The organism is Pseudomonas sp. 51_B (assembly GCF_017491595.1).
Classification (GTDB): domain Bacteria; phylum Pseudomonadota; class Gammaproteobacteria; order Pseudomonadales; family Pseudomonadaceae; genus Aquipseudomonas; species Aquipseudomonas promysalinigenes.
Window position 1 is genome coordinate 438,448 of sequence record NZ_JAFGYW010000002.1, and the last position, 20,628, is coordinate 459,075.

20 protein-coding genes are annotated in these 20,628 nt (G+C 62.8%); 5 read left to right on the forward strand and 15 right to left on the reverse strand.

The annotated features are described in order from the left end of the window. The first annotated feature begins 21 nt into the window (after nt 1-21). Nucleotides 22-2,022 (forward strand): U32 family peptidase, encoded by a 2,001-nt coding sequence (locus tag J5M56_RS05070; RefSeq protein ID WP_207870113.1) that lies wholly within the window; start codon nt 22-24, stop codon nt 2,020-2,022. 92 nt (nt 2,023-2,114) lie between these two features. Here J5M56_RS05070 and J5M56_RS05075 read toward each other — a convergent pair whose 3' ends face one another. From J5M56_RS05075 to J5M56_RS05085, 3 genes are all read right to left on the reverse strand, one after another. Further along, complete coding sequence (locus tag J5M56_RS05075; protein ID WP_186477183.1) at nt 2,115-3,509, reverse strand: aspartate aminotransferase family protein; 1,395 nt, start codon at nt 3,507-3,509, stop codon at nt 2,115-2,117. A gap of 84 nt (nt 3,510-3,593) precedes the next feature. Next, complete coding sequence (locus tag J5M56_RS05080; protein ID WP_060476458.1) at nt 3,594-4,442, reverse strand: helix-turn-helix transcriptional regulator; 849 nt, start codon at nt 4,440-4,442, stop codon at nt 3,594-3,596. 153 nt (nt 4,443-4,595) lie between these two features. Continuing rightward, nucleotides 4,596-5,951: a PAS domain-containing methyl-accepting chemotaxis protein gene (locus J5M56_RS05085; protein ID WP_207870115.1), complete on the reverse strand. Its 1,356-nt coding sequence runs from the start codon at nt 5,949-5,951 to the stop codon at nt 4,596-4,598. A 250-nt stretch (nt 5,952-6,201) separates the two neighbouring features. Between J5M56_RS05085 and J5M56_RS05090 the strand changes: the two genes are divergently transcribed. Then, entirely contained in the window at nt 6,202-7,116 is a 915-nt protein-coding gene (locus J5M56_RS05090; protein ID WP_186477181.1) for a LysR family transcriptional regulator, read from the forward strand. 18 nt (nt 7,117-7,134) lie between these two features. On the opposite strand, the gene madM is transcribed toward J5M56_RS05090, so the two are convergent. The 9 genes from madM to mdcA form a co-directional block, all read right to left on the reverse strand. Beyond that, complete coding sequence (gene madM / locus J5M56_RS05095; RefSeq protein WP_186477180.1) at nt 7,135-7,899, reverse strand: malonate transporter subunit MadM; 765 nt, start codon at nt 7,897-7,899, stop codon at nt 7,135-7,137. 5 nt (nt 7,900-7,904) lie between these two features. Further along, complete coding sequence (madL, locus tag J5M56_RS05100) at nt 7,905-8,306, reverse strand: malonate transporter subunit MadL (RefSeq protein WP_207870117.1); 402 nt, start codon at nt 8,304-8,306, stop codon at nt 7,905-7,907. Nucleotides 8,307-8,369: 63 nt separating this feature from the next. Continuing rightward, entirely contained in the window at nt 8,370-9,287 is a 918-nt protein-coding gene (gene mdcH / locus J5M56_RS05105) for a malonate decarboxylase subunit epsilon (protein WP_207870119.1), read from the reverse strand. Then, complete coding sequence (locus tag J5M56_RS05110) at nt 9,284-9,898, reverse strand: malonate decarboxylase holo-ACP synthase (protein ID WP_207870122.1); 615 nt, start codon at nt 9,896-9,898, stop codon at nt 9,284-9,286. Before J5M56_RS05110 ends, mdcH begins: the two co-directional genes overlap by 4 nt. Before the next feature lies 1 nt (nt 9,899). Next, nucleotides 9,900-10,691, reverse strand: a complete 792-nt coding sequence (gene mdcE, locus J5M56_RS05115) for a biotin-independent malonate decarboxylase subunit gamma (protein WP_207870124.1) — start codon at nt 10,689-10,691, stop codon at nt 9,900-9,902. Further along, nucleotides 10,688-11,536, reverse strand: a complete 849-nt coding sequence (locus J5M56_RS05120) for a biotin-independent malonate decarboxylase subunit beta (protein ID WP_207870126.1) — start codon at nt 11,534-11,536, stop codon at nt 10,688-10,690. The genes mdcE and J5M56_RS05120 overlap by 4 nt, the downstream gene beginning before the upstream one ends. After that, nucleotides 11,529-11,828 (reverse strand): malonate decarboxylase subunit delta, encoded by a 300-nt coding sequence (locus J5M56_RS05125; protein ID WP_186477174.1) that lies wholly within the window; start codon nt 11,826-11,828, stop codon nt 11,529-11,531. Before J5M56_RS05125 ends, J5M56_RS05120 begins: the two co-directional genes overlap by 8 nt. A gap of 1 nt (nt 11,829) precedes the next feature. Further along, nucleotides 11,830-12,714 carry a triphosphoribosyl-dephospho-CoA synthase gene (locus J5M56_RS05130; RefSeq protein WP_207870128.1) on the reverse strand — a complete coding sequence of 295 codons (885 nt, stop codon included), beginning with the start codon at nt 12,712-12,714 and terminating at the stop codon, nt 11,830-11,832. Further along, a complete protein-coding gene (gene mdcA / locus J5M56_RS05135) occupies nt 12,715-14,376 on the reverse strand; it encodes a malonate decarboxylase subunit alpha (RefSeq protein ID WP_207870130.1) in 1,662 nt (553 codons plus the stop codon). A gap of 261 nt (nt 14,377-14,637) precedes the next feature. On the opposite strand from mdcA, the gene J5M56_RS05140 reads away from it, so the two are divergent. Further along, on the forward strand, nt 14,638-15,708 hold the full coding sequence (locus J5M56_RS05140; protein ID WP_207870132.1) for an enoyl-CoA hydratase/isomerase family protein: 1,071 nt from the start codon (nt 14,638-14,640) through the stop codon (nt 15,706-15,708). A 14-nt stretch (nt 15,709-15,722) separates the two neighbouring features. Then, nucleotides 15,723-16,874 (forward strand): acyl-CoA dehydrogenase family protein, encoded by a 1,152-nt coding sequence (locus J5M56_RS05145; RefSeq protein WP_186477170.1) that lies wholly within the window; start codon nt 15,723-15,725, stop codon nt 16,872-16,874. A 96-nt stretch (nt 16,875-16,970) separates the two neighbouring features. Here the strand turns inward: J5M56_RS05145 and J5M56_RS05150 are convergent, their stop codons facing one another. The 3 genes from J5M56_RS05150 to mntP all read right to left on the reverse strand — a co-directional run bounded on the left by J5M56_RS05150 (nt 16,971) and on the right by mntP (nt 19,222). After that, nucleotides 16,971-17,702, reverse strand: coding sequence for a hypothetical protein (locus tag J5M56_RS05150; protein ID WP_060476622.1), 732 nt, complete (start codon nt 17,700-17,702; stop codon nt 16,971-16,973). Between the two features lie 107 nt (nt 17,703-17,809). Continuing rightward, nucleotides 17,810-18,601 (reverse strand): histidinol-phosphatase, encoded by a 792-nt coding sequence (hisN, locus tag J5M56_RS05155; protein ID WP_207870135.1) that lies wholly within the window; start codon nt 18,599-18,601, stop codon nt 17,810-17,812. A 54-nt stretch (nt 18,602-18,655) separates the two neighbouring features. Beyond that, entirely contained in the window at nt 18,656-19,222 is a 567-nt protein-coding gene (mntP, locus tag J5M56_RS05160; RefSeq protein WP_060476473.1) for a manganese efflux pump MntP, read from the reverse strand. A 344-nt stretch (nt 19,223-19,566) separates the two neighbouring features. Here mntP and J5M56_RS05165 point away from each other — a divergent pair. Continuing rightward, nucleotides 19,567-20,628 (forward strand): TonB-dependent receptor plug domain-containing protein (locus J5M56_RS05165; protein ID WP_207870137.1); only part of this gene is annotated, 1,062 nt, incomplete at its 3' end.

Consider the following 20,628-nt stretch of genomic DNA (forward strand, 5'->3'; position numbering starts at 1 on the left):
ACAGCCCGAACCTATAACGCCATGTCCCTGCCAAAGAATCACCTGGAACTGCTCAGCCCCGCCCGTGACGTCGCCATCGCCCGCGAGGCGATCCTGCACGGTGCTGATGCCATCTACATCGGTGGCCCGAGCTTCGGTGCTCGCCACAATGCCTGCAATGAAGTCGGTGATATCGCCGAACTGGTCGAGTTCGCTCATCGCTATCACGCCCGGGTGTTCACCACCATCAACACCATCCTGCACGACAACGAACTGGAGCCGGCGCGCAAGCTGATCCACCAGCTCTACGACGCTGGCGTCGACGCCCTGATCGTGCAGGACCTGGGGGTGATGGAGCTGGATATCCCGCCGATCGAACTGCATGCCAGCACCCAGACCGACATTCGCACCCTGGAGCGGGCCAAGTTCCTCGACCAGGCCGGGTTCTCCCAACTGGTGCTGGCCCGCGAGCTGAACCTGCAACAGATTCGCGCCATCGCCAGCGAAACCGACGCGGCCATCGAATTCTTCATCCACGGTGCGTTGTGCGTGGCGTTCTCGGGCCAGTGCAACATCTCCCATGCCCAGACCGGGCGCAGCGCCAACCGCGGTGACTGCTCCCAGGCTTGCCGCCTGCCGTATACCCTCAAGGACGACCAAGGCCGCGTCGTGGCGTTCGAGAAGCACCTGCTGTCGATGAAAGACAACAACCAGACCGCCAACCTGGCGGACCTGGTGGATGCAGGCGTGCGCTCGTTCAAGATCGAGGGTCGGTACAAGGACATGGGGTATGTGAAAAACATCACTGCCCATTACCGTAAAGAGCTCGATGCCATTCTCGAAGGGCGACCAGAACTGGCCCGCGCTTCCAGCGGCCGCACCGAGCATTTTTTCCTGCCCGACCCGGACAAGACCTTCCACCGTGGCAGCACCGATTATTTCGTTACTGACCGCAAAGTCGACATCGGCGCCTTCGACTCGCCGACCTTCACCGGCCTTGAAGTTGGCGTGGTGGAAAAAGTCGGCAAGCGTGACTTGCACGTGGTCACCCAAGTGCCGTTGACCAACGGTGACGGCCTCAATGTGCTGGTCAAGCGTGAAGTGGTGGGGTTTCGCGCCAACATCGCCGAGCCCCGTGGCGAGTTCGAGGAAGACGGCCAGAAGCGCTATCGCTACCGCGTCGAACCTAATGAGATGCCCGAAGGCCTGCACAAGCTGCGGCCGAACCACCCGCTTTCACGCAACCTCGACCACAACTGGCAGCAGGCGCTGCAACGCACCTCGTCCGAGCGCCGGGTTGGCGTGCAATGGCATGCAGTACTGTGCGAGCAACGGCTGATGCTGAGCGTCAGCAGCGAAGAAGGCGTCAGCGTGCAGGTGGCCCTGAATGGCCCGTTCGGCGTTGCCAACAAGCCACAGCAGGCACTGGAGCAGTTGCACGACCTGCTGGGCCAGCTGGGCACCACGATGTACCACGCTACCGCTATCGAGCTGGACGCGCCGCAGGCATTCTTCATCCCTAACTCGCAGCTCAAGGCCCTGCGCCGTGAAGCCATCGAAGCGCTGACCGACGCCCGCGTGAAGGCCCACCCCCGTGGCGGGCGCAAGGCCGAAACCTCGCCGCCTCCGGTGTACCCGGAGTCGCACCTGTCGTTCCTGGCCAACGTCTACAACCAGAAGGCCCGCGACTTCTACCACCGCCATGGTGTGCAGTTGATCGACGCCGCCTATGAAGCCCACGAAGAACACGGCGAAGTGCCGGTGATGATCACCAAGCACTGCCTGCGCTTCTCGTTCAACCTGTGCCCCAAACAGGCCAAGGGTGTGACCGGTGTACGTACCAAGGTGGCGCCTATGCAGCTGATCCAGGGCGATGAAGTGCTGACATTGAAGTTCGACTGCAAGCCGTGCGAAATGCATGTCATCGGCAAGATGAAGAGCCATATCATCGACCTGCCGACCCCAGGCAGCGCGGTGGCGCAGGTTGTCGGGCACATCAGTCCCGAAGACCTGCTCAAGACCATACCGCGCGCACCGCATTGATCACCGCCCTTCAGGCCCATTCGCACCTTGAAACGCTCCTTTTAGGAGTGGCTTGAGCCGCGAATGGGCCCCGCGGCGGCCCCGCTTCGACCTCAGAGAACCCCTAACCCTCGGGCGGTGCGATCCACTGCAAGGCGGGTTTTTTCCACCAGTTCATCCAGCTCACTGTGGTTGGCCACCAAGGCCGGCGCCATGATCATCCGCCCCAGGGTGGAACGGATGATCACCCCCTCCTCGAAGCCATAGGTGCGGCACTGCCAGGCCAAATCGTTTTCATTGGCGTAACGTTTCCGGCTGCCCTTGTCCTCGGTAAACTGCAGCGCCGCCACCAGGCCTGCGCCCTGTACCTGACCGATCAGCGGATGGTTGGCGAACACTTCGCGCAGAATGCGCTGCAGGTACGGGCCTGTGTCTTCCTTGACCTGGCGCACGATGCCTTCATCGCGCAGGGCCTTGAGGTTGGCGATGGCCACCGCAGCCGCCACCGGGTGCCCGGAATAGGTCAGGCCATGGGCGAACACGCCGCCGCGCTCCACCAGGGCCTGGGCAATACGCTTGCTCAGCACCAGGCCGCCCATTGGCACGTAACCTGAGGTCAGTCCTTTGGCGATCGACAAGGTGTCCGGCTCGAAGCCAAAGTATTCGTGGGCGAACCACTCGCCAGTGCGGCCAAAACCGCCGATGACCTCATCGGCACACAGCAGCACATCGTATTGACGGCAGATCCGTTGGATTTCGGGCCAGTAGCTTTCTGGCGGGAAAATCATGCCGCCCGCGCCCTGGAACGGCTCGGCGATGAAGCCGGCAACGTTCTCGGCACCCAGCTCAAGGATTTTCTCCTCCAGTTGCAGGGCGCAGCGGCGGCCGAACTCGGCCGGGGTCAAATCTCCCCCTGCGGCATACCAGTAAGGCTCATCGATGTGCGCCACATCCGGGATCAAGCCGCCCATCTCGTGCATGAACTTCATGCCGCCCAGCGCAGTGGCGGCCAAGGTGGAGCCGTGGTAGCCGTTCCAGCGGCCGATCATGATCTTCTTGCTGGGCTGCCCGACCACCTGCCAATAACGCCGCACGGTGCGGATCAGCACTTCGTTGGCTTCGGAGCCTGAGTTGGTATAGATGGCGTGGCTGTAGTGGCCTGGCAGCAGGCTGAACAACAGCTCGGACAGTTCGATCACCGCCGGGTGGGTGGTGTGGAAGAACATGTTGTAGTAGGCCAGTTGGTCCATCTGCGCAGCGGCCGCTGCCGTCAGGTCCTTGCGGCCATAGCCGAGCTGGGTGCACCACAGGCCAGACATACCATCCAGGTAACGCTTGCCGTCGCTGTCCCACAAATGCAAACGTTCGCCACCAACCATCACTCGCGGGCCCTCGGCGTTCAGCGCTTTTTGATCGAGGAAAGCGTGGATGTGGTGCGCAGCGTCGCCCGCCTGGTAATCACGGGTTTCACGCAGGGTGTGCAGCTTGGCTTGAAACGGTGCGTTCATTGTTGTTCTCCGGGGTAAAACGCGGCGTGCAGTTGGCCCTGCCAGGCCGCTGACAGTAAAAACGGGTTGGCTGAAATGGCGCCTTCAGCGCCTGCGCAGGTAGCTTTCCAGTGGGTCTTTGCTCAGCCCTTCCTGCGCTTGGGCAAGTGAGTCGATGAACAGTGAAAACAGTTCGGATTGCTTGGCGATATCGAGCTTGGTGTAAAGGTTCTTGCGGTGAGTTTTCACCGTGTCTTCACTGATGCCCAGGCGTTCGGCCAACGAGCGGGTCGAGTGGCCGCGCAGCAGATACTGGGCGATGTGGCACTCGCGCTCGGTGAGCACCGAGGAGCCGAAATTGTTCAGGGCGGCGCTGATTTGGCGGCCCAGCGCGCTTTCGAAACGCCCGCCCAGGGCGTCGACGTCCAGGTGGCTCCACTGCCGGCGCACCGTCGCGACCACCCACGGTGCCACGCACTTCAAGTCATTGACCTGCTGGCGATCCAACCGGCCGGTGCTGCCCAGGGCGACGGCGATGGTCAGGTGCTCGTCGAGTGGCACGATGAAATTGAGCTCGTCTTCCAGGTGCGCGTGCTGATAGAACGCCAGGTAGTACTCGCTGCGCTTGAAGTGGTCAGGGGCTACATCGCTCAGGCGGTAGCAGCCAGGGGCGATGCCCTCCATGCACGCGCGGTAGAACGGGCACAGCAGGTAGTAACCTTCGAGGTACTTGTGGATGTTGCCTTCCGGCAGCCAAGGGCCCTCCTCGTCCTTTTCGAACAATGCCGAGGGCAAGCCTTTGCGGGGGTAGAGAAATACGGTAATGGCCTGGCACGGCGCGATGAGCTTGAGGGCGGCGAACAACGCCTCGACGAACCCCGCAGAGCCCTGAGCGTCGACGACACGGGCCATTTGCGCGTACCAGTCGGGCGATTTCAGCCGGTCTTTGCTCATTGTCGTGGTCCCATGCCGGGGTTGTTATGGTTGGCATTCTTGCATGGGGCCGCAGATGCCGACCATCACCCTTCGGGGTGAGCTACAGCCAGCAGCTTCAGGTGGCAGTCGAGTGCGCACTGAAAGCATGCAGTGCGCACCCGCAACCGCCGTTTACCCGACCCAGCCAACCGCTGTTTTGGGGATCACGTCTGACTCATCGAGCTTGGATGCGAACATACTTACCGCTTCTACGGCATCGCTGGTGCCACTACGAATCTGCACGATCACAGCGCCTGCCTGATCGGCCAGCATCACGCCGCGTTGGGCGCCTTCCTGGGTGGCGTTCATGCTAGCGACGGCATCACGGGTTTCAGCAAGGATCTTGCCGATCATTTCGGCAATTTCTGCCGTGGAGCGGCTGGTGCGTCCGGCCAGTTGCCGGACCTCATCGGCTACGACCGCAAAGCCTCGGCCTTGGTCGCCTGCCCGCGCCGCTTCGATCGCCGCATTGAGTGCGAGCAGGTTTGTCTGGTCGGCAATGCCACGAATGGTATTGACGATGGCCGTGATCTGTTCGGAGCGGTCCCCCAGTTGCCCAACCAGCCTGGCGGAAGCGCCGATTTTTTCAGCGATCTGACGCATCTCCTTGGCTGTATCGCCAATGACTTGAGCACCGTGTTCGGCCACCCTCTCGGTTTCAGCGGAAATATGGTACGCCCGGGAAGCACTGCGAGAATCTTCTTCAAAGCGCTCGACGCGCTCGGTGATATCACTGGCGAACTTGACGATTTTCGACAACTTGCCAGCGGCGTCGTACACCGGGTTGTAGGTCGCTTCCAGCCAAACCACTCGACCGTGCTTACCAAGGCGTTTGAACTGACCACTGAAGAACTCACCCGTGTTCAACCGACGCCAGAAGTCGCTGTATTCGCTGCTACCGACCAGGCTGGCTTCACAGAACAGGCGGTGGTGCTTGCCTTTGAGCTCGTTCAGGCCATAGCCCATGGTCCTCAGGAAATTGTCGTTGGCCCAAAGGATATTGCCATCGAGGTCGAACTCGATCACGGCCATGGCGCGGTCGAGCGCCGCAAGCTTACCGCGCGTCAGCGCTTGCTGACCCACGTTCTCGGTGACGTCCAAGGCATATTTGACGATCTTGCTCACCCGGCCGCGCTCGTCCAGCACAGGGTTGTAACTGGCTTCCAGCCAGACGTTCTTCCCCGACGCGTTGACACGCTGGAACGTCCCCGACACGAACTTACCAGCGCGCAGCTCAGACCAGAACTGGCTGTAATCGGCACTGCCAACCAGCGCAGGCGTGCAGAAGTCTCGATGCGATTTGCCGAGCAATTGCTCGGCGGCATAGCCCATGGTGGCGAGAAAATTGTCATTGGCTCGCAGCACCTTCCCATCCAGGCCAAACTCCACAACCGCCATGGAGCGACCCAGCGCTTCGAACAATCCCTTGTAACTTTGGACTTCAGCCTTCCTGGCCTCTAGTTCATCTTTGAGTGATTTATTGAACATGGAGTGACCTCGGAGTAACCGTCAAGGGATTCGACGTAACTTGCTATCGGCGCGCCATCGCGCGCCTGAATGGTAACGGGGCGGATTATTATTTGACGTCATTGAATCGCCCACCCTGGCATCCGGCGAGGGCGACGGTGGGCCAGTTCGCCATGCAAGTCCCGACGGGCACATGGCTGATTTCGATGACGCTGTCAGGCTTACGCCTGTGGCATGATCAAGGCCCCCTAACCGCGCTGGCCCAATCGGCATGCTGATCGACGAAGAACTGACTCTGAAAAAGCTCGAGACCTTTCTGGCCTTCATGCGCAGCGGCAACCTCGGCCGGGCGGCCGCCGACCTGTCGACCAGTGCGGTCAGCGTACACCGGGCCATCCATTCCCTGGAAAGTGCCCTGCGCTGCCCGCTGTTCAAGCACGAAGGCCGCCAGTTGATCCCCTTGGAAAGCGCCTACGTACTGGAGAAAAAAGCCCGGCAGCTGATTCAGGACGCCGAACAGATGGTGCGCCACACCCGCGAGGCGGCTGGTTTCTATGCCGAGCGTTTTCGTCTTGGCGCGCTGTACTCGCTGACCGTCAAGACCGTACCGAAGCTGGTGATGGGCTTGAAGCTTCGGCGCAGCGAGCTGAACATCGACCTGACCCTGGGCTCGAATGTCGACCTGTTGCAGCGCCTGAAAAACCACGAACTGGAAGCCATTCTGGTATCGCTGGACGACGGCGCGGCAGATCCGGCCTGCGAACAGCTGGCGCTGTTCTGCGACGATATCTTCCTCGCGGTGCCTACCGACTCGCCGTTCGCCGAGCAACAAGAGGTGGACCTGGCGGACCTGGCCGACTCCACCTTCATCACCCTGACTCCCGGCTTCGCCACCCATCGCGACGGTGCGCGGGTGTTCCAGCAGGCAGGTTTCGAACCGAAGGTGGCGATGCAGGTTAACGACATCTTCACCCTGCTGAGCATGGTCAGCTCAGGCGTAGGCTTTGCACTGTTACCGGGGCGTATCGCAGCCGTGTACGAAAACCGGGTCAAGCTGATAGCCCTGCAGGCGCGCTACCGCCTGCAGCAGCATATTGGTGTGGTATTCCTCAAGGCACGCGAGCGCGAACCGAACCTGCTGGCCTTGCTGGCCGAGTGCCGGATGTACAGCGCCGCCTTGGCCTGAGCCGCAGCAGCGCTGGGCTCATGCAGCTACCGCACGCATGATGAAGAACAACAACGAAGGCCCAAGCAGGCAACCCAACGCCGTGTAGAACGCTGCAGTCAGGCAACCGTAAGGCACCAGTTTCGGGTCGGTGGCGGCCAGCCCACCAGCCACACCACTTGAGGTGCCCATCAAGCCGCCGAAAATCACGGCGGTGCGCGGGTTGTTCAAGCCGATCATCGGCGCCACGAAGGGTGTGGCTATCATCACCAAGATGGCTTTGACCAGCCCTGCGGCAATCGACAAGGCCATGACTTCGGAACTGGCGCCGATGGCCGCACCGGTTACCGGGCCAACGATATAGGTCACTGCGCCCGTGCCGATGGTGGTCAGGCTGACCGCATCGGTGTAACCGAAGGCCAGCGCAACCCCCACGCCCGCCACGAATGACACCCCAATGCCGAAGAACAACGAAATGATGCCAGAAACACCGGCACGCTTGAGCTCTTCGATGTTCACACCAAAGGCCGTGGCAACGATTGCGAAGTCTCGCAACATCGCACCGCCCAATAATCCAATACCCGAAAGCAGCGGAATATCCACCAGGCCTTTCTGGCCACCTGTTATTGCGCCGCCAAAGTAACTGAGCACAAGGCCCAGAAAGATAGCGATGGCCGAGCCGTGCAGGCGGCCATGGGTCAGCTTTGCCGACAGCCAGTAAGACAGCCACATGGTCACGCCAATCACTGCAAAGCCGCTCACCAGGCCGTAGCCACTGATCACTTTCATCATCGATTCGTACATGGCGGTCACCGTTGTGGCGTGGTCAGAGGTTTGTCGGCAACCGGCTCAGGCTTTTTTTGGCCCAGGCGGTCCAGCGACGGCACCATGGCGAAACTGGCCACCACGGCGGCGGTGCCGGCAAGCACTGCCATCGGCCCACCCGACAGGGCACCGAATACATTCTGCTGCGCGGCCATGGCCACCACGATGGGGATGTAGATGGCGCTCCAGAACTCCACGCCTTGTTCGGATTTGGCCGTTATCAGGCCCCGTTTGTTGAGGTAACTGCCTATGAAGATCAGCAGCAGCATGGCGATGCCCACACCGCCGACATTGGCAGGCACGCCCAAAAGCTTGCCCAGCAGCTCGCCGATGAACAGGCCGACCAAGGTGCACAAGGCCAGCAAAGCTACACCGTAGATAATCATTGTTATTGTCCTCGCGTTGGGTCGAAGTTGCTTGTTGTTGTCCTTCGAAAAACACGGCACCGCTCAGTATCGGCCCACCTCCTGGCGCATCAGCGCATCGACGGTGTCCCAGCGCGTGGCGTCAAGCGCCAACACCCTGCCTTGCTCGAACACCGGCCGGGCCAGGCCGCTGAGCACGCTGCCCGGTGGCATTTCCAGGTGCAGGCGCACACCGCGTTCATAGGCGTTGCGCAACGTAGCACGCCAGTCGACCAGCCGGGCCATGTTGCCGGCCAGGTCATCGCGCAGGCGTTGCGGGTCGTGGATGGGGCGCGCAGTGCTACCGCTCAGGTAGCTGATGCGCGGGCGGCGTAACTCGATACCGGCAAAGGCCGTCGCCAGTTGTTGGGCTGGGCCGTCGAGCAAGGCGCAGTGTGAGGGTACGCTCACCGCCAAGCGCCGGGCCACGCCCTGCCCGCGCGCGCGGGCCCGGGCCGCGACCTCGGCCATGGCGGTGTCACTGCCGGCTATGACGATCTGGTTGTCGCTATTGAGGTTGGCCAGGTACACCTCACCGCCGACTTCGGCCAGCAGGCGTTCGGCCGATGCCAGGTCAAGGCCGCTCAGTGCAGTCATGCCGTAGCCTTGCGGGTAGGCACGTTGCATCAGTTCGCCGCGAAGGGCGACCAGGCGTACCGTATCGGCCAATGCCAGCGCCCCGGCCGTTACCGCGGCCGGGTACGCACCGATGGACAACCCGGCAACGTAATCCGCGGCGGGGCTGCGCTGCAGCAGCCACCGCGCCCAGGCAACCCCGGCCAGCAGCAGGCAGAGCTGCACGGCACGGGTAGACTGCAAAGCCTGAGCGCTATCGAGCGTCGAAACATCCTCGCCCAGCACATCGCTGGCCTCTTCCAGTACCGCTGCGCCGCCCTCCGGCAGACGCTGCAGCATGCCGGGCTGCTGCGCGCCCTGGCCGGGAAACGCCCAAAGGCTGCTCACGCTGCGCACTCCATGGGGTGCCAAGGATTTTGCACAAGGCGCGGGCCCAAGGCTGACTTGAGCAACACTCGGCGCGCCTGGCCGGCCCACTCACGCAGGGCGACGGCCCCTGCCGGGGTCTCTAATTGCACATCGATACGGCATGGGCCGCAGGCGAAGATATCCAGCAGCTCGCGCGCCTTGGCACGGTTCATCGATTGCGGGGTACGTACCAACAGGTCGAGGTCGCTGGCCTGATGCACGACCGGGCAACCGGTCGCCAGTTGGTAGCCGACGCCGCCGGTTGGCCCCCAGGCCAGCCCGCTGGCATCCAGCACGGCTGCCACCGAGGCCAGCGCCTCAAGCGCAGGCCAGGGGCTTGGCGCCGACCAGCGCAGTGCCTCTGGCCGCACTTGCCGCTGGATATCACCCAAGCGCATCACCACGCCCAAGCGCTGCGCGCGCCCCTGCCCGCGTACGCCCACAGCCACCCAACCCGCGTCGCAGCTGGCACGCCTGACTACCACTGGCTGCCCGGCGGTCAGTGCCTGCACCGCCCAGGCTGGGGCATCGTCAGGCAGGCCGGCCGCCGGCATGCCCCAGAGCAGGTCATGGGGTTGTGGCAGGTTCATCTCAGGCCTCCTGCCACTGGCTGCGCAGGCGTGCCCGCACTTCACGGGAAGCTTTGCGGTGTTCGCCGGCGAGCCTGGATGTGAGATCAGTCGACTGGCCAATGTCGCGCACAGCCTCGCTCAGGCAAGCGCGCACCTGGGCAATGTCAGCGGCAGTGGGTGCGTCGGCACGCTCGACCTGCGGGCGCCGCCAGAGCAAGCCCAAGGAGGCATAACTGGCCAGGTCATACGCCATCGGCGGTACCTCGGCGGCCAGCGCCTCGAGCTGTTCGACACTGCGCAGGGTAATGCGCGCTGCCGCGGCCTTGCCCATGGCATGCACCATGACCCCGCTATCATCCAGTGCGATCAGCCGTTGCGCCTGGTAGCCATGGGCCAGGAAGGCACCTGACATGGCCTTGCCGACCAGCAAGCCGATCACCGGATGCCCGGCCAGACGAGCCTGCGCATAGGCCTGCACCGCCCCGGCCAAAGCCTGGTGAATACCCAAAGCCTCCTCACGGCGGCCGTAGGCCTGGCTGGGGACATCGATGACTGCGACGATGGCCCGCTTCTGGCCTGCGCGGTCTTGTTCGACGGCATCGGCCACAGCCTTGGCCAAGCCCCAGCCTTCGAGCAGGCCGACTTCACCGGCACGCGCCCGCGGGAAAGGGTTGTGGGCATCGGGGACTACAGCGATGAAGCGCGCCGGGCGGTTATCCAGCTCGCCATCGACCACCTGCACTGACGGTGGGTAACCTGCCAGCGGCTCACCACCAGCAAGGCCTGGCAGCCAATTCAAGGCACGGTTCATTGGGCTTCTCCTTGGTAAAGGGCACGCACGGCAGCCGCGTCCAGCTGAGGGCAGTCGCCGCCCAGGCTGGCCAAGCGCTGCAGGAACCAGGCATGGCGGCCAGCGCGATCTGCCGATGGCTTATCCAGCAGTTGCAGCAGCTGCTCGCGGATGCGCTCGACGTCATCGGCCACATAGGCATCCACCAAACCGCTGGCGTAACGCTGCTCGCCTCCGGTCAGGCTCCAGATGAACGGCCGGTCTTTGGCGTCGTACTCGACAATGCCGGCTTCCTGCTCGATCACCTGTGGGCCGTTGAGCCCCAAGCGAGCCTCGCGGGTGACCAACAGATGGCTGCACAACCCCGCCGCGATGGACATACCGCCGAAGCACCCCACCGCGCCTGCTACCAGGCCAATCACCGGTTGATAGCCCCGTAGTTCGACGATCGCTGCCTGAATTTCGGCAATGGCTGCCAGGCCAAGATTGGCTTCCTGCAGCCTTACCCCGCCGGTTTCCAGTAACAGCACGGCGCAGGTAGGGATGCCATTACGATTGTCTTCGATAGCCAGTTCCAAGGCGCCTGCGATTTTGGCGCCACCCACCTCCCCCATACTGCCACCCTGAAACGCGCCCTCGATGGCCGCCACCACGGCAGGCCGACCTGCGAGCAGGCCCTTGGCAATCACCACGCCGTCGTCGGCCTGGGGCACGATGCCCTGAAGCGGCAGCCAGGGGGACATGAGGCGCTCGAATGGCCCAAGCAACTCTCGGAAACTGCCCGCATCAAGCAACGCGCGGGCACGCTGGCGGGCACCGAGTTCGACGAAGCTGCGGCTTTGCAGCAGACGGGCGTTGTCAGTCATGGGCTATCTCCTCCAAGCCTTGCTCCAGGCGCAGGCGAACAACCCCAGGCGTGGCGCCGAAATCATGGATATCGATCTTCACCGCCGGTAATGCGCGGCCTTGGAACAGGCGGTCGAACAACTGCTGCCAGCGCGCAGCGCTGCCGTTCACCGACGTCACCACCTGGATGTCCAGACTGCCAGCCAGGCCAGGCTCGATCAGCACTTCGAGGTCGCCCGAGCTGACACAGCCGACCAGCGTCCGACCGCGACCGGGTTGGGCGGCGGGGAATTGAAAATTCAAGGTTTCCATGTCACAGGCTCCCGGCTTTGTCGAGAAACAGGCAGGCCGCTAGCAGATCGGCGGCGCCGCCCGGTGAGGCGTTGAGTTGCAACAGTTGCGCGTCCAGTTGGCGCAACCTGCGCCGGCCTTGCAGCGTGGCGCTGCCCCCAGCTTGGAGCACCGCACGGGCACCGCTTTGCACCTGGTGCAGGCCTTGCGGGCCGGCGCGCCAGAGCACGCAGGTATCACTGAGCGCGGCCATGATCGCCAGCAAGGCATCGACCCGGGCCTGGCTTTCACTGGCCCCGCTGGCACGACTGCGGCGCAGTTGCGGCAGGCCATGTTCCAGGGCAGTCGGGAAACCTTGTTGGGCCTGCTCGCGGGCGCCGCTGGCGCCATAGCGCTGGCGTACCTGGGCACCGTGGCTGCTCTGACTCGGCGCCGCCGGGTCATCGATCAGGGCGATGCGCCCGGCACAAGCCGCCACTGCCATGGCATCGGCCTGGGGCTGTAGCGCTTGGGCTGCGACCAGCAGCCCCAGCGCCCAGATTGCGCCGCGGTGGGTATTGACACCCCCAGTAGTGGCGAGCATGGCCGCTTCGCCCTCGCGGCCCAGGCGGCCCAACTCAGCGCGCAGCGCCAGGCCAATTTCGCTGTGATACTCGGCGGCCTGGGCCATTTGCCGCAGGCAAGGCCACACGGCCAGCGCCGAGGCGTGCATCAGGCCCAGCGTCATGTCACTGTGGGCGCCACTGCTGCGACGATCGACCAGGCCTGGTTTGGGCGACAGCTCGGCTTCATCTATCAGGGCTTGCACCGCCAGGTCGGCCAGTTGGTCAGCCAGGCCGAGCTGGGGGCGGCGTAGCGGCCTGATCACGGCGCAAGCCGCTGCTGAAAGATTCGGGTATGCGCTCATTCACCAACTCCTGAAACGTGCTGGCGGGTTATAGAGGCCCCCAGACCACTCGACCAGGTCGGCAATACTGCGCGCCGCGAGCAGTTCGCGGCTGGCATCGGTACGGCGGATGCCAAGGTCCTCGGGCAGCGCGATCAGGCCCTGCTGGCGCATGCGCAAGGTGTCTTTGGGGTCGTGGCGCAAGCCGATGGCAGTGACCCCGGCCACGGCCGCGATCATTTGCTGGCGCTCCTCTAGGCTGCGCGCCTTGTACAGGTAGGCGATGCCCTCCTCGGTGAGCAAGTGGGTGACGTCGTCGCCGTAGATCATGACCGGCGCCAGAGGCATGCCAGTCTTTTTCGCGACTTGCACCGCGTCGAGGGTTTCGACGAAAGTAGGTTTGCCCCCCTCCTGGTAGGTTTCGACCATCTGCACCACCAGCTTGCGGCCCCGTTCGAGCAGGGTGTCAGGCACTGTCATGTCCAACCAGGCGGGGGTCGCATGGCGCCGGCCACGTGGGTCGTGGCCCATGTTCGGCGCACCGCCGAAGCCTGCCAGGCGGCCGCGGGTGACGGTCGAGGAGTGGCCATCGCCATCGACCTGCAGGGTGGCGCCGATGAACAGGTCCACTGCGTATTGCCCGGCCAGCTGGCACATCATCCGGTTCGAGCGCATGGAGCCGTCGCGGCCGGTGAAGAACACATCCGGGCGTTGGGCAATGTAGTCTTCCATCCCAAGTTCCGTGCCAAAGCAGTGCACGCTCTGGACCCACCCGCTTTCGATGGCCGGAATCAGGGTCGGGTGTGGGTTGAGGGTCCAGTTGCGGCAGATCTTGCCTTTTAGCCCCAGCGACTCGCCGTAGGTCGGCAGGATCAATTCGATGGCGGCAGTGTTGAAGCCGATGCCGTGGTTCAGCGACTGGACCTGATGCTTTTCGTAGATTCCGCGGATGGCCATCATCGCCATCAGCACGTGGACCGGCTTGATATGACGCGGGTCGCGAGTGAACAGCGGCTCTATGTAGAACGGCTGGTCCGCCACCACCACGAAGTCGACCCAGGACGCAGGAATGTCCACGCGCGGCAGATCGTCCACGCGCTCGACCAATTGGTTGACCTGGGCGATCACCAAACCGTCACTGAAAGCAGCCGGCTCGACCAGCGCCGGGGTATCTTCGGTGCTAGGGCCGGTATACAGGTTGCCCTGGCGGTCAGCCATGAAGCCTGCCACCAGCGTGACATTGGGAATAAGGTCGACCAGCAACCGCGAGTACAACTCGATGTAGGTGTGGATAGCGCCCACTTCGAGCAGGCCGTCTTCCAGCAATTGGCCAATGCGCAGGCTCTGTGGGCCTGCAAAGGAGAAATCGAGCTTGCGGGCGATGCCGCGCTCGAACAGGTCCAGGTGCTCGGCACGGCTGACGCTAGGCATGATCATGTGCAGGTCGTGCAGGCGCTCAGGGTCTGCCTTGGCCATCGAACGGGAAAGAAAATCGGCCTGCTTCTGGTTGTTGCCTTCCAGCACCACGCGGTCGCCTGGTGCGATCAACAATTCCAGGGCTTCGGTGATCCGCTCGGTGGGCAGCACCACACCGTCGGCCAGGTGACGTACGCGGTCCAGGCGGCGCTGCTTCTCGGCGCGCCGACTGGACCATTGCGGCGGTGGATTCTTTGTTATGGTCATTGAGTGACTCCACAGGTTCGCTGTCGTGGAGGCACATTAGGGCGCTGGCGCTAATCGGATCAATCAAGCTAGGCGGCTGATCGTTACGCTTAAAGTAATGAACGCCCCCACTGCATCACTTGGGTGTAGACCGGGCATAAATGCACGATGGCGCTGCACAATTGTCCATTGTGCAGCACAATTTTGCATGACAGGATCCTGCGATCCTCCAGCGCGCTGCAAACTTCATTGGAAAATCAATAACAAAGCAGGGAGAACGCGATGACCGCGTACGCTACTACCTCGGTAACCACCCATGTACTGGCCGAGGTTCGCAACCAGATTGGCCACCTCACCCTCAACCGCCCTGCCGGCCTCAATGCCCTGACGCTGGACATGGTGCGCTGCCTGCACCAGCAACTGGACTGCTGGGCGAAGGATCCGCAGGTGCAGGCCGTGGTGCTGCGCGGCGAAGGGCCCAAGGGCTTTTGCGCAGGCGGCGATATCCGTTCGTTACACGACAGCTACAAGGCGGGCGAAACCCTGCACGAAGCGTTTTTCGTCGAGGAATATGCCCTGGACCTTGCCATCCACCGCTACCGTAAGCCGGTGCTGGTGCTAATGGACGGCTTCACCCTTGGCGGCGGCATGGGCCTGGCTCAGGGCTGCGACCTGCGTATCGTGACCGAGCGCAGCCGCCTGGGCATGCCCGAAGTCGGCATCGGCTATTTTCCCGATGTGGGGGGTAGCTACTTCCTGTCGCGCATCCCCGGTGAGCTAGGCACTTACCTGGGTGTCAGCGGCGCCCAGATCCAGGCTGCGGATGCATTGTACTGCGGGCTTGCCGACTGGTACCTGGCCAGCGACAAGCTGGCAGCCCTGGATGAGGGCCTGGACCAATTGCGCTTTGGCGACCACCCACTCAAGGACCTGCAGAACTTGCTGGCCAAGCTGGGTAGCCAGGTACTGGACGAAGCGCCCCTGCAAAAGTTGCGTCCGGTCATCGACCATTTCTTCGCCCAAGCCGACGTGGCAGCGATCGTCGAACAACTGCGTACCGTGCGCATCGGCGACAGCCACGATTGGGCTGTGGCCACTGCCGACCAGCTGGAAAGCCGCTCGCCATTAGCCATGGCAGTTACCCTGGAGATGCTGCGCCGGGGCCGCCACATGGCCTTGGAGGAATGCTTCGCCATGGAACTGCACATCGACCGCCAGTGGTTCGAGTATGGCGACATCATCGAGGGCGTACGCGCGCTGATCATCGACAAGGACAAGCAGCCGCGCTGGAACCCGCCAACCCTCGCCGGGCTGACGCGCCAGCGGGTCGATCAATTCTTCGAAGGCCTGTGAGCCGGGAGTACAGCATGCAAGACCTGGAACTGAGCGAAGAACAAATCATGATCCGCGACATGGCCCGTGACTTCGCCCGCGGCGAAATTGCCCCCCACGCGCAAGCCTGGGAAAAGGCCGGCTGGATCGACGATGGCGTGGTACGCAAGATGGGCGAGCTCGGCCTGCTGGGCATGGTCGTGCCGGATACCTTCGGCGGCAGCTACACCGACTACGTGGCCTACGCCCTGGCGGTGGAGGAAATCTCCGCCGGATGCGGCGCCACGGGGGCGATGATGAGCATCCACAATTCGGTCGGCTGCGGCCCGCTGCTGGCCTATGGAAGCCCCGAGCAACAACAGGCCTGGTTGCCAGGCCTTGCGGTAGGGCAAACCATCGGCTGCTTCTGCCTGACCGAACCCCAGGCAGGCTCCGAAGCGCACAACCTGCGTACCCGCGCCGAGCTGATCGATGGCCAGTGGGTGATCAACGGGGCCAAGCAGTTCGTCAGCAACGCCCGCCGCGCAGGCCTTGCCATCGTTTTTGCCGTGACTGACCCGGACCTGGGCAAGAAGGGCCTGTCCGCGTTTCTGGTGCCGACCGACAACCCAGGGTTCAAGGTCGAGCGCAGCGAGCACAAGATGGGCATTCGTGCCTCGGACACCTGCGCAGTCACGTTCGACAACTGCCGCGTGCCGGCAGCCAACCTGCTCGGCGAGCGTGGCAAGGGTTTGGCCATCGCGCTGTCCAACCTTGAAGGCGGCCGCATCGGCATCGCCGCCCAGGCCCTGGGAATCGCCCGCGCCGCGTTCGAGGCAGCGTTGGCTTATTCGCGCGACCGTATCCAGTTTGGCAAACCGATCAACGAGCACCAGAGCATCGCCAACCTGTTGGCGGACATGCAGGTGCAAGTGAATGCCGCACGCTTACTGATACTGCATGCCGCGCGCCTGCGTAGCGCTGGCAAGCCATGCTTGTCGGAGGCCTCTCAGGCCAAGCTGTTCGCTTCGGAAATGGCCGAACGGGTATGTTCGATGGCGATCCAGGTACACGGCGGCTATGGCTATCTGGAGGACTACCCGGTAGAGCGTTATTACCGCGATGCGCGTATCACGCAAATCTACGAGGGTTCGAGCGAGATTCAGCGCATGCTGATCGCGCGCGAACTCAAGCATTACCCGTTGTAAGCCCTGTCAGGGGCGCGGCCTGAAGGTCCGCGCAGTCAGCTCGCCGAAGCGTTGCTGGCAACAGTGGGCACTCGGCCATCGGTGACGATGGCCGGCTCATTGCACAGGCAGAAAGTTCATCAACAAAAGGCTCTGCGCATAATTGAGCCCGATCCGCCGGTAGCGCTCATCCAGCAGCTCTGCCAGCAAATCCAGCCGGGCAACGATCTTGCCGAATTCAACAGCGAAACTCAGATTACTGCCCTGCTCGGATATTTCATTGGAGAACAGCAACAGCACCCCGTTGGCATCCTGGCGTTGGCTGAGCATCCAGGTGGCCTTTTCGATGTTGCGTGCGGCGTTGTTGATGAACAGCGGGTCGAGCGTATCGGTCATGTAGAACTCGCTACGCCCACCGTGGGCGGTGATCAGCATACTGCCGATGGCATAGATGAAAGCACCCACCCGGTCCCCCCGAAAATCAGGGTCCAACGCATAGCTCAAGGCCGCTAGGTCACGTCGATTGCCCAGCTGCGGCAGCGGCTTGCGCTGCTCGATGGCCACGCGGATCTGCCGCTCGGCAGTGGTCGCGTCCAAGTAGCCAGAGAGCTTCCACTGGTTGGGGTTGCGCAGGTAGAGCTTGTTCATCAGCAGATACAAGCTTTGCAGGTTGTCGCGCATGGCCAACGTCGCCATGCGGTCGACGCTGGTCTGGAACAGCTCACTGGGCTTGCCTTCACCCAACTGGCTGACAATGTCGTGCCCTTGCCGCTCGCTGCAGCCGGCCAGGCCAATCAGGGCGCCTGCCAGCAGCAGGCGTGGGAGAATTCTGGGATAGCTCGCAACCATCGGCACCGGGTCGAAATCGGCGGCCGCATCGGGTGTCGGTGCGGCCTGGCCAAGGATAGAGCCCGGAAAACGCAAAAAGTGCGGCTTAGCACCAAGCCGCTGGCCAATTACATGGCGTGACGCAACAACTGCACCACCTGCGCATGCAAAACCGGGTCACCACAGGCGACCACACAACCGCCGTTCTGCGCGCTGCTGCCGTCCCACGCGCTGATCACCCCGCCGGCCCCCTCGATGATGGGCATCAGCGCCTGCACGTCATACGGCTGTAGGCTGGCCTCGACGATTACATCGACAAAGCCCGATGCCAACATGCAGTAGGCATAGCAATCACCGCCATAACGCATCAACCGCGCCTGGCCAGCCACGTTTTCGAACGCCGCCTTACGCTCGGCGGTGTCGAACATGTCCGGCGTGGTGCACATCAGGGTGGCAGTAGCCAATTCACGGCATGCGCGGGTTTTCAAGGGTGTGCCACTGCGCCAGGCACCCGCCGGTGTCCCTACGAAACGCTCACCGGTGAAGGGTTGGTTCATGACACCGAGCACGGGTTTGGTGCCGTCATTGAGGGCGATCAAGGTCCCCCACAGCGGCAGGCCGGTGATGAAGGCGCGAGTGCCATCGATGGGGTCAAGCACCCAGGTCAGGGGGCTGCTGCCCACCGCCACACCGGCTTCTTCACCAAGAATGCCGTGTTCGGGGTAATGCGCCTGGATCAATGCCCGCATGGCGTCCTCGGCGGCCTTGTCCGCCACGGTCACCGGGTCATACAGGCGCCCGCCCTTGTCCTCGACCTCGAGGCTGGCACGAAAAAACGGCTGGATCGCCTGCGCAGCGGCATCGGCCAGCTGTTCGGCAAAGGCTTGGAATTCGCCGATCTGTTCAGCGCTCAGGGTCATGGCATGGCCTCTTGGGGAATATCGGGGGCTGCATCATACCCGACAATCGGCGATTCACACCGCGCTCAGGTGCTCGTAAAGAATGGTGGTGCCCACCAGCATCAGCACAATCCCACCGATGATCTCGGCGCGCTTGCCCACCACAGAGCCCAACGCCCGCCCGAGCATGGTGCCGATGGTCACCATGGTCATGGTCGCCAGGCCGATCGCCGCAGCGGCCACCCAGATATTCACGTCAACGAAAGCCAGGCCGATGCCCACCGCCAGGGCGTCGATGCTGGTTGCCACCGCCGTGACCGCCAGAATCCAGAACGAATGCTGGCTTTGTTTTTCCTGCTCCTGTTCATCGGGCTTGAGCCCGGCATGCACCATGTGCGCGCCTAGCAGTAGCAACAGGGTAAAGGCGATCCAGTGGTCCCACTGTTCGACATACTGGCTGGCGGCTTGACCCAAGAGCCAGCCGATCACCGGGGTGATGGCTTCGATGATGCCAAAGATCAGACCCGTGCGCAGGGCCTCGGCCAAGCGCGGCTTGTGCAGGCTCGAGCCCTTGCCGATTGCGGCTGCGAAGGCATCGGTGGACATGGCGAAGGCGAGAAAGATCAGGGAAATGGGGTTCAAGGTTCAAGCTCCAACCGGGCAACGAGTCAACGACAGACGACCTGCAGGCCCGGCTTGGCTGCAGGAAGGTCGTTGGTCTCGCCAATCCGAATGGATGCGCTGGCCATGGCAGGTTGCCAAATATGTTGACCAGAGCGCCGCCGCAAGGCGCGAAGGCAGGCTACTCCCCAAAGAGTGGCGCGATCATAACAGCGCAAGGTGAAAAAAACATGAAGCCTTGTCTTTGCTGCCAAAAGTGGTACGTCCGTGCAAATTATAACTAATGCATTTGATAATGATTCGTAGTAGCTTCCTGCTGCTAAAACCATTCTCCCTCAGCGCTTTCTTCCAGGATCGTACCGTCGATGCGTCGCACGTTCGTTTCGCTATGTGTTCTTCAAGCTATGTCCCCTTGGGCCTTCGCCGAGCCTGAGCCGCTGGCCGACGGTGGCCAGATCGAACTTCAGGCTCTGAGCATAACCAGCAGTGCCGACACCGAGCGGGCCGATGGGCCGGTGCAAGGCTACAAAGCCAACCGTTCTGCCAGCGCCACACGTACCGATACAGCACTGCACGAGATACCCCAATCGATTAGCGTGGTGCCCAAAGACGTGCTTCAAGATACCGGCGCCACTCGCCTGCAAGAGGGCCTGGATTACGCCGGCGGTGTTGGCCGTGCCAACAACTTCGGTGGCCAGGGCCTGACCACTTTCACCGTGCGCGGCTTCACCACCGGTGAGTTCTACCGTAACGGCTTCCCGATCAACCGCGGCTACCCCAATGCCCCGGACGCCAATAGCGTCGAGCGCCTCGAGGTGATCCGCGGCCCGGCCACCAGCCTGTACGGCCGGGGCGACCCTGGCGGCACCTTCAACGTGGTCAGCAAGCAGCCATTGAGCGCACCTAAAGTCACGCTAGGCAGCCAGGTCGACGACCAAGGAATGCGCCGCGCGACCCTGGACGCCAGCGGGCCGTTGAATGCCGATGGCGCATTGGCTTACCGCCTGAATGTGGTGGGCGAAGACGCAGAAAGTTTTCGCGACGATGTGCAAAGCGAGCGCTATGGCGTAGCGCCGGTCATCAGTTGGCAGCTCAACGAATCCACCAAGGTCATCTTCGAGGGTGACTTCATGCGCAACAACCACCCCCTCGATCGAGGTTTGACCCGCCTGCCCGGCCAACGCGGCAGCGCTTCGCGCGATACCAATATCTGGGAAAAAGGCAGCGACAACCTGCTGCATAACGACAACAACATGGCCCAGCTGCGCTTTGAGCATTGGCTCAACGACGACTGGACACTGGCTGGCGGGCTGCAGTGGCTGGACGGCTCGCTGCAAGGCAATGCGGTGGAGGCAAACGGCCTTCAGGCCGACGGCCGCACGCTGGGGCGCAACTTCAACTACCGCAAGTTGCAATGGCGCGATCGC

Bases quoted from the DNA above. Each gene is read 5' to 3' on its own strand.
- J5M56_RS05110 (WP_207870122.1), bottom strand. From the start codon at position 9,898: ATGAACCTGCCACAACCCCATGACCTGCTCTGGGGCATGCCGGCGGCC.
- J5M56_RS05130 (WP_207870128.1), bottom strand. From the start codon at position 12,714: ATGAGCGCATACCCGAATCTTTCAGCAGCGGCTTGCGCCGTGATCAGG.
- hisN (WP_207870135.1), bottom strand. From the start codon at position 18,601: ATGACCCTGAGCGCTGAACAGATCGGCGAATTCCAAGCCTTTGCCGAA.
- madL (WP_207870117.1), bottom strand. From the start codon at position 8,306: ATGATTATCTACGGTGTAGCTTTGCTGGCCTTGTGCACCTTGGTCGGC.
- mdcA (WP_207870130.1), bottom strand. From the start codon at position 14,376: ATGACCATAACAAAGAATCCACCGCCGCAATGGTCCAGTCGGCGCGCC.
- J5M56_RS05075 (WP_186477183.1), bottom strand. From the start codon at position 3,509: ATGAACGCACCGTTTCAAGCCAAGCTGCACACCCTGCGTGAAACCCGT.
- J5M56_RS05140 (WP_207870132.1), top strand. From the start codon at position 14,638: ATGACCGCGTACGCTACTACCTCGGTAACCACCCATGTACTGGCCGAG.
- madM (WP_186477180.1), bottom strand. From the start codon at position 7,899: ATGTACGAATCGATGATGAAAGTGATCAGTGGCTACGGCCTGGTGAGC.
- J5M56_RS05070 (WP_207870113.1), top strand. From the start codon at position 22: ATGTCCCTGCCAAAGAATCACCTGGAACTGCTCAGCCCCGCCCGTGAC.
- J5M56_RS05125 (WP_186477174.1), bottom strand. From the start codon at position 11,828: ATGGAAACCTTGAATTTTCAATTCCCCGCCGCCCAACCCGGTCGCGGT.
- J5M56_RS05145 (WP_186477170.1), top strand. From the start codon at position 15,723: ATGCAAGACCTGGAACTGAGCGAAGAACAAATCATGATCCGCGACATG.
- J5M56_RS05080 (WP_060476458.1), bottom strand. From the start codon at position 4,442: ATGAGCAAAGACCGGCTGAAATCGCCCGACTGGTACGCGCAAATGGCC.
- J5M56_RS05150 (WP_060476622.1), bottom strand. From the start codon at position 17,702: ATGGTTGCGAGCTATCCCAGAATTCTCCCACGCCTGCTGCTGGCAGGC.
- J5M56_RS05085 (WP_207870115.1), bottom strand. From the start codon at position 5,951: ATGTTCAATAAATCACTCAAAGATGAACTAGAGGCCAGGAAGGCTGAA.
- J5M56_RS05120 (WP_207870126.1), bottom strand. From the start codon at position 11,536: ATGACTGACAACGCCCGTCTGCTGCAAAGCCGCAGCTTCGTCGAACTC.
- J5M56_RS05090 (WP_186477181.1), top strand. From the start codon at position 6,202: ATGCTGATCGACGAAGAACTGACTCTGAAAAAGCTCGAGACCTTTCTG.
- mdcE (WP_207870124.1), bottom strand. From the start codon at position 10,691: ATGAACCGTGCCTTGAATTGGCTGCCAGGCCTTGCTGGTGGTGAGCCG.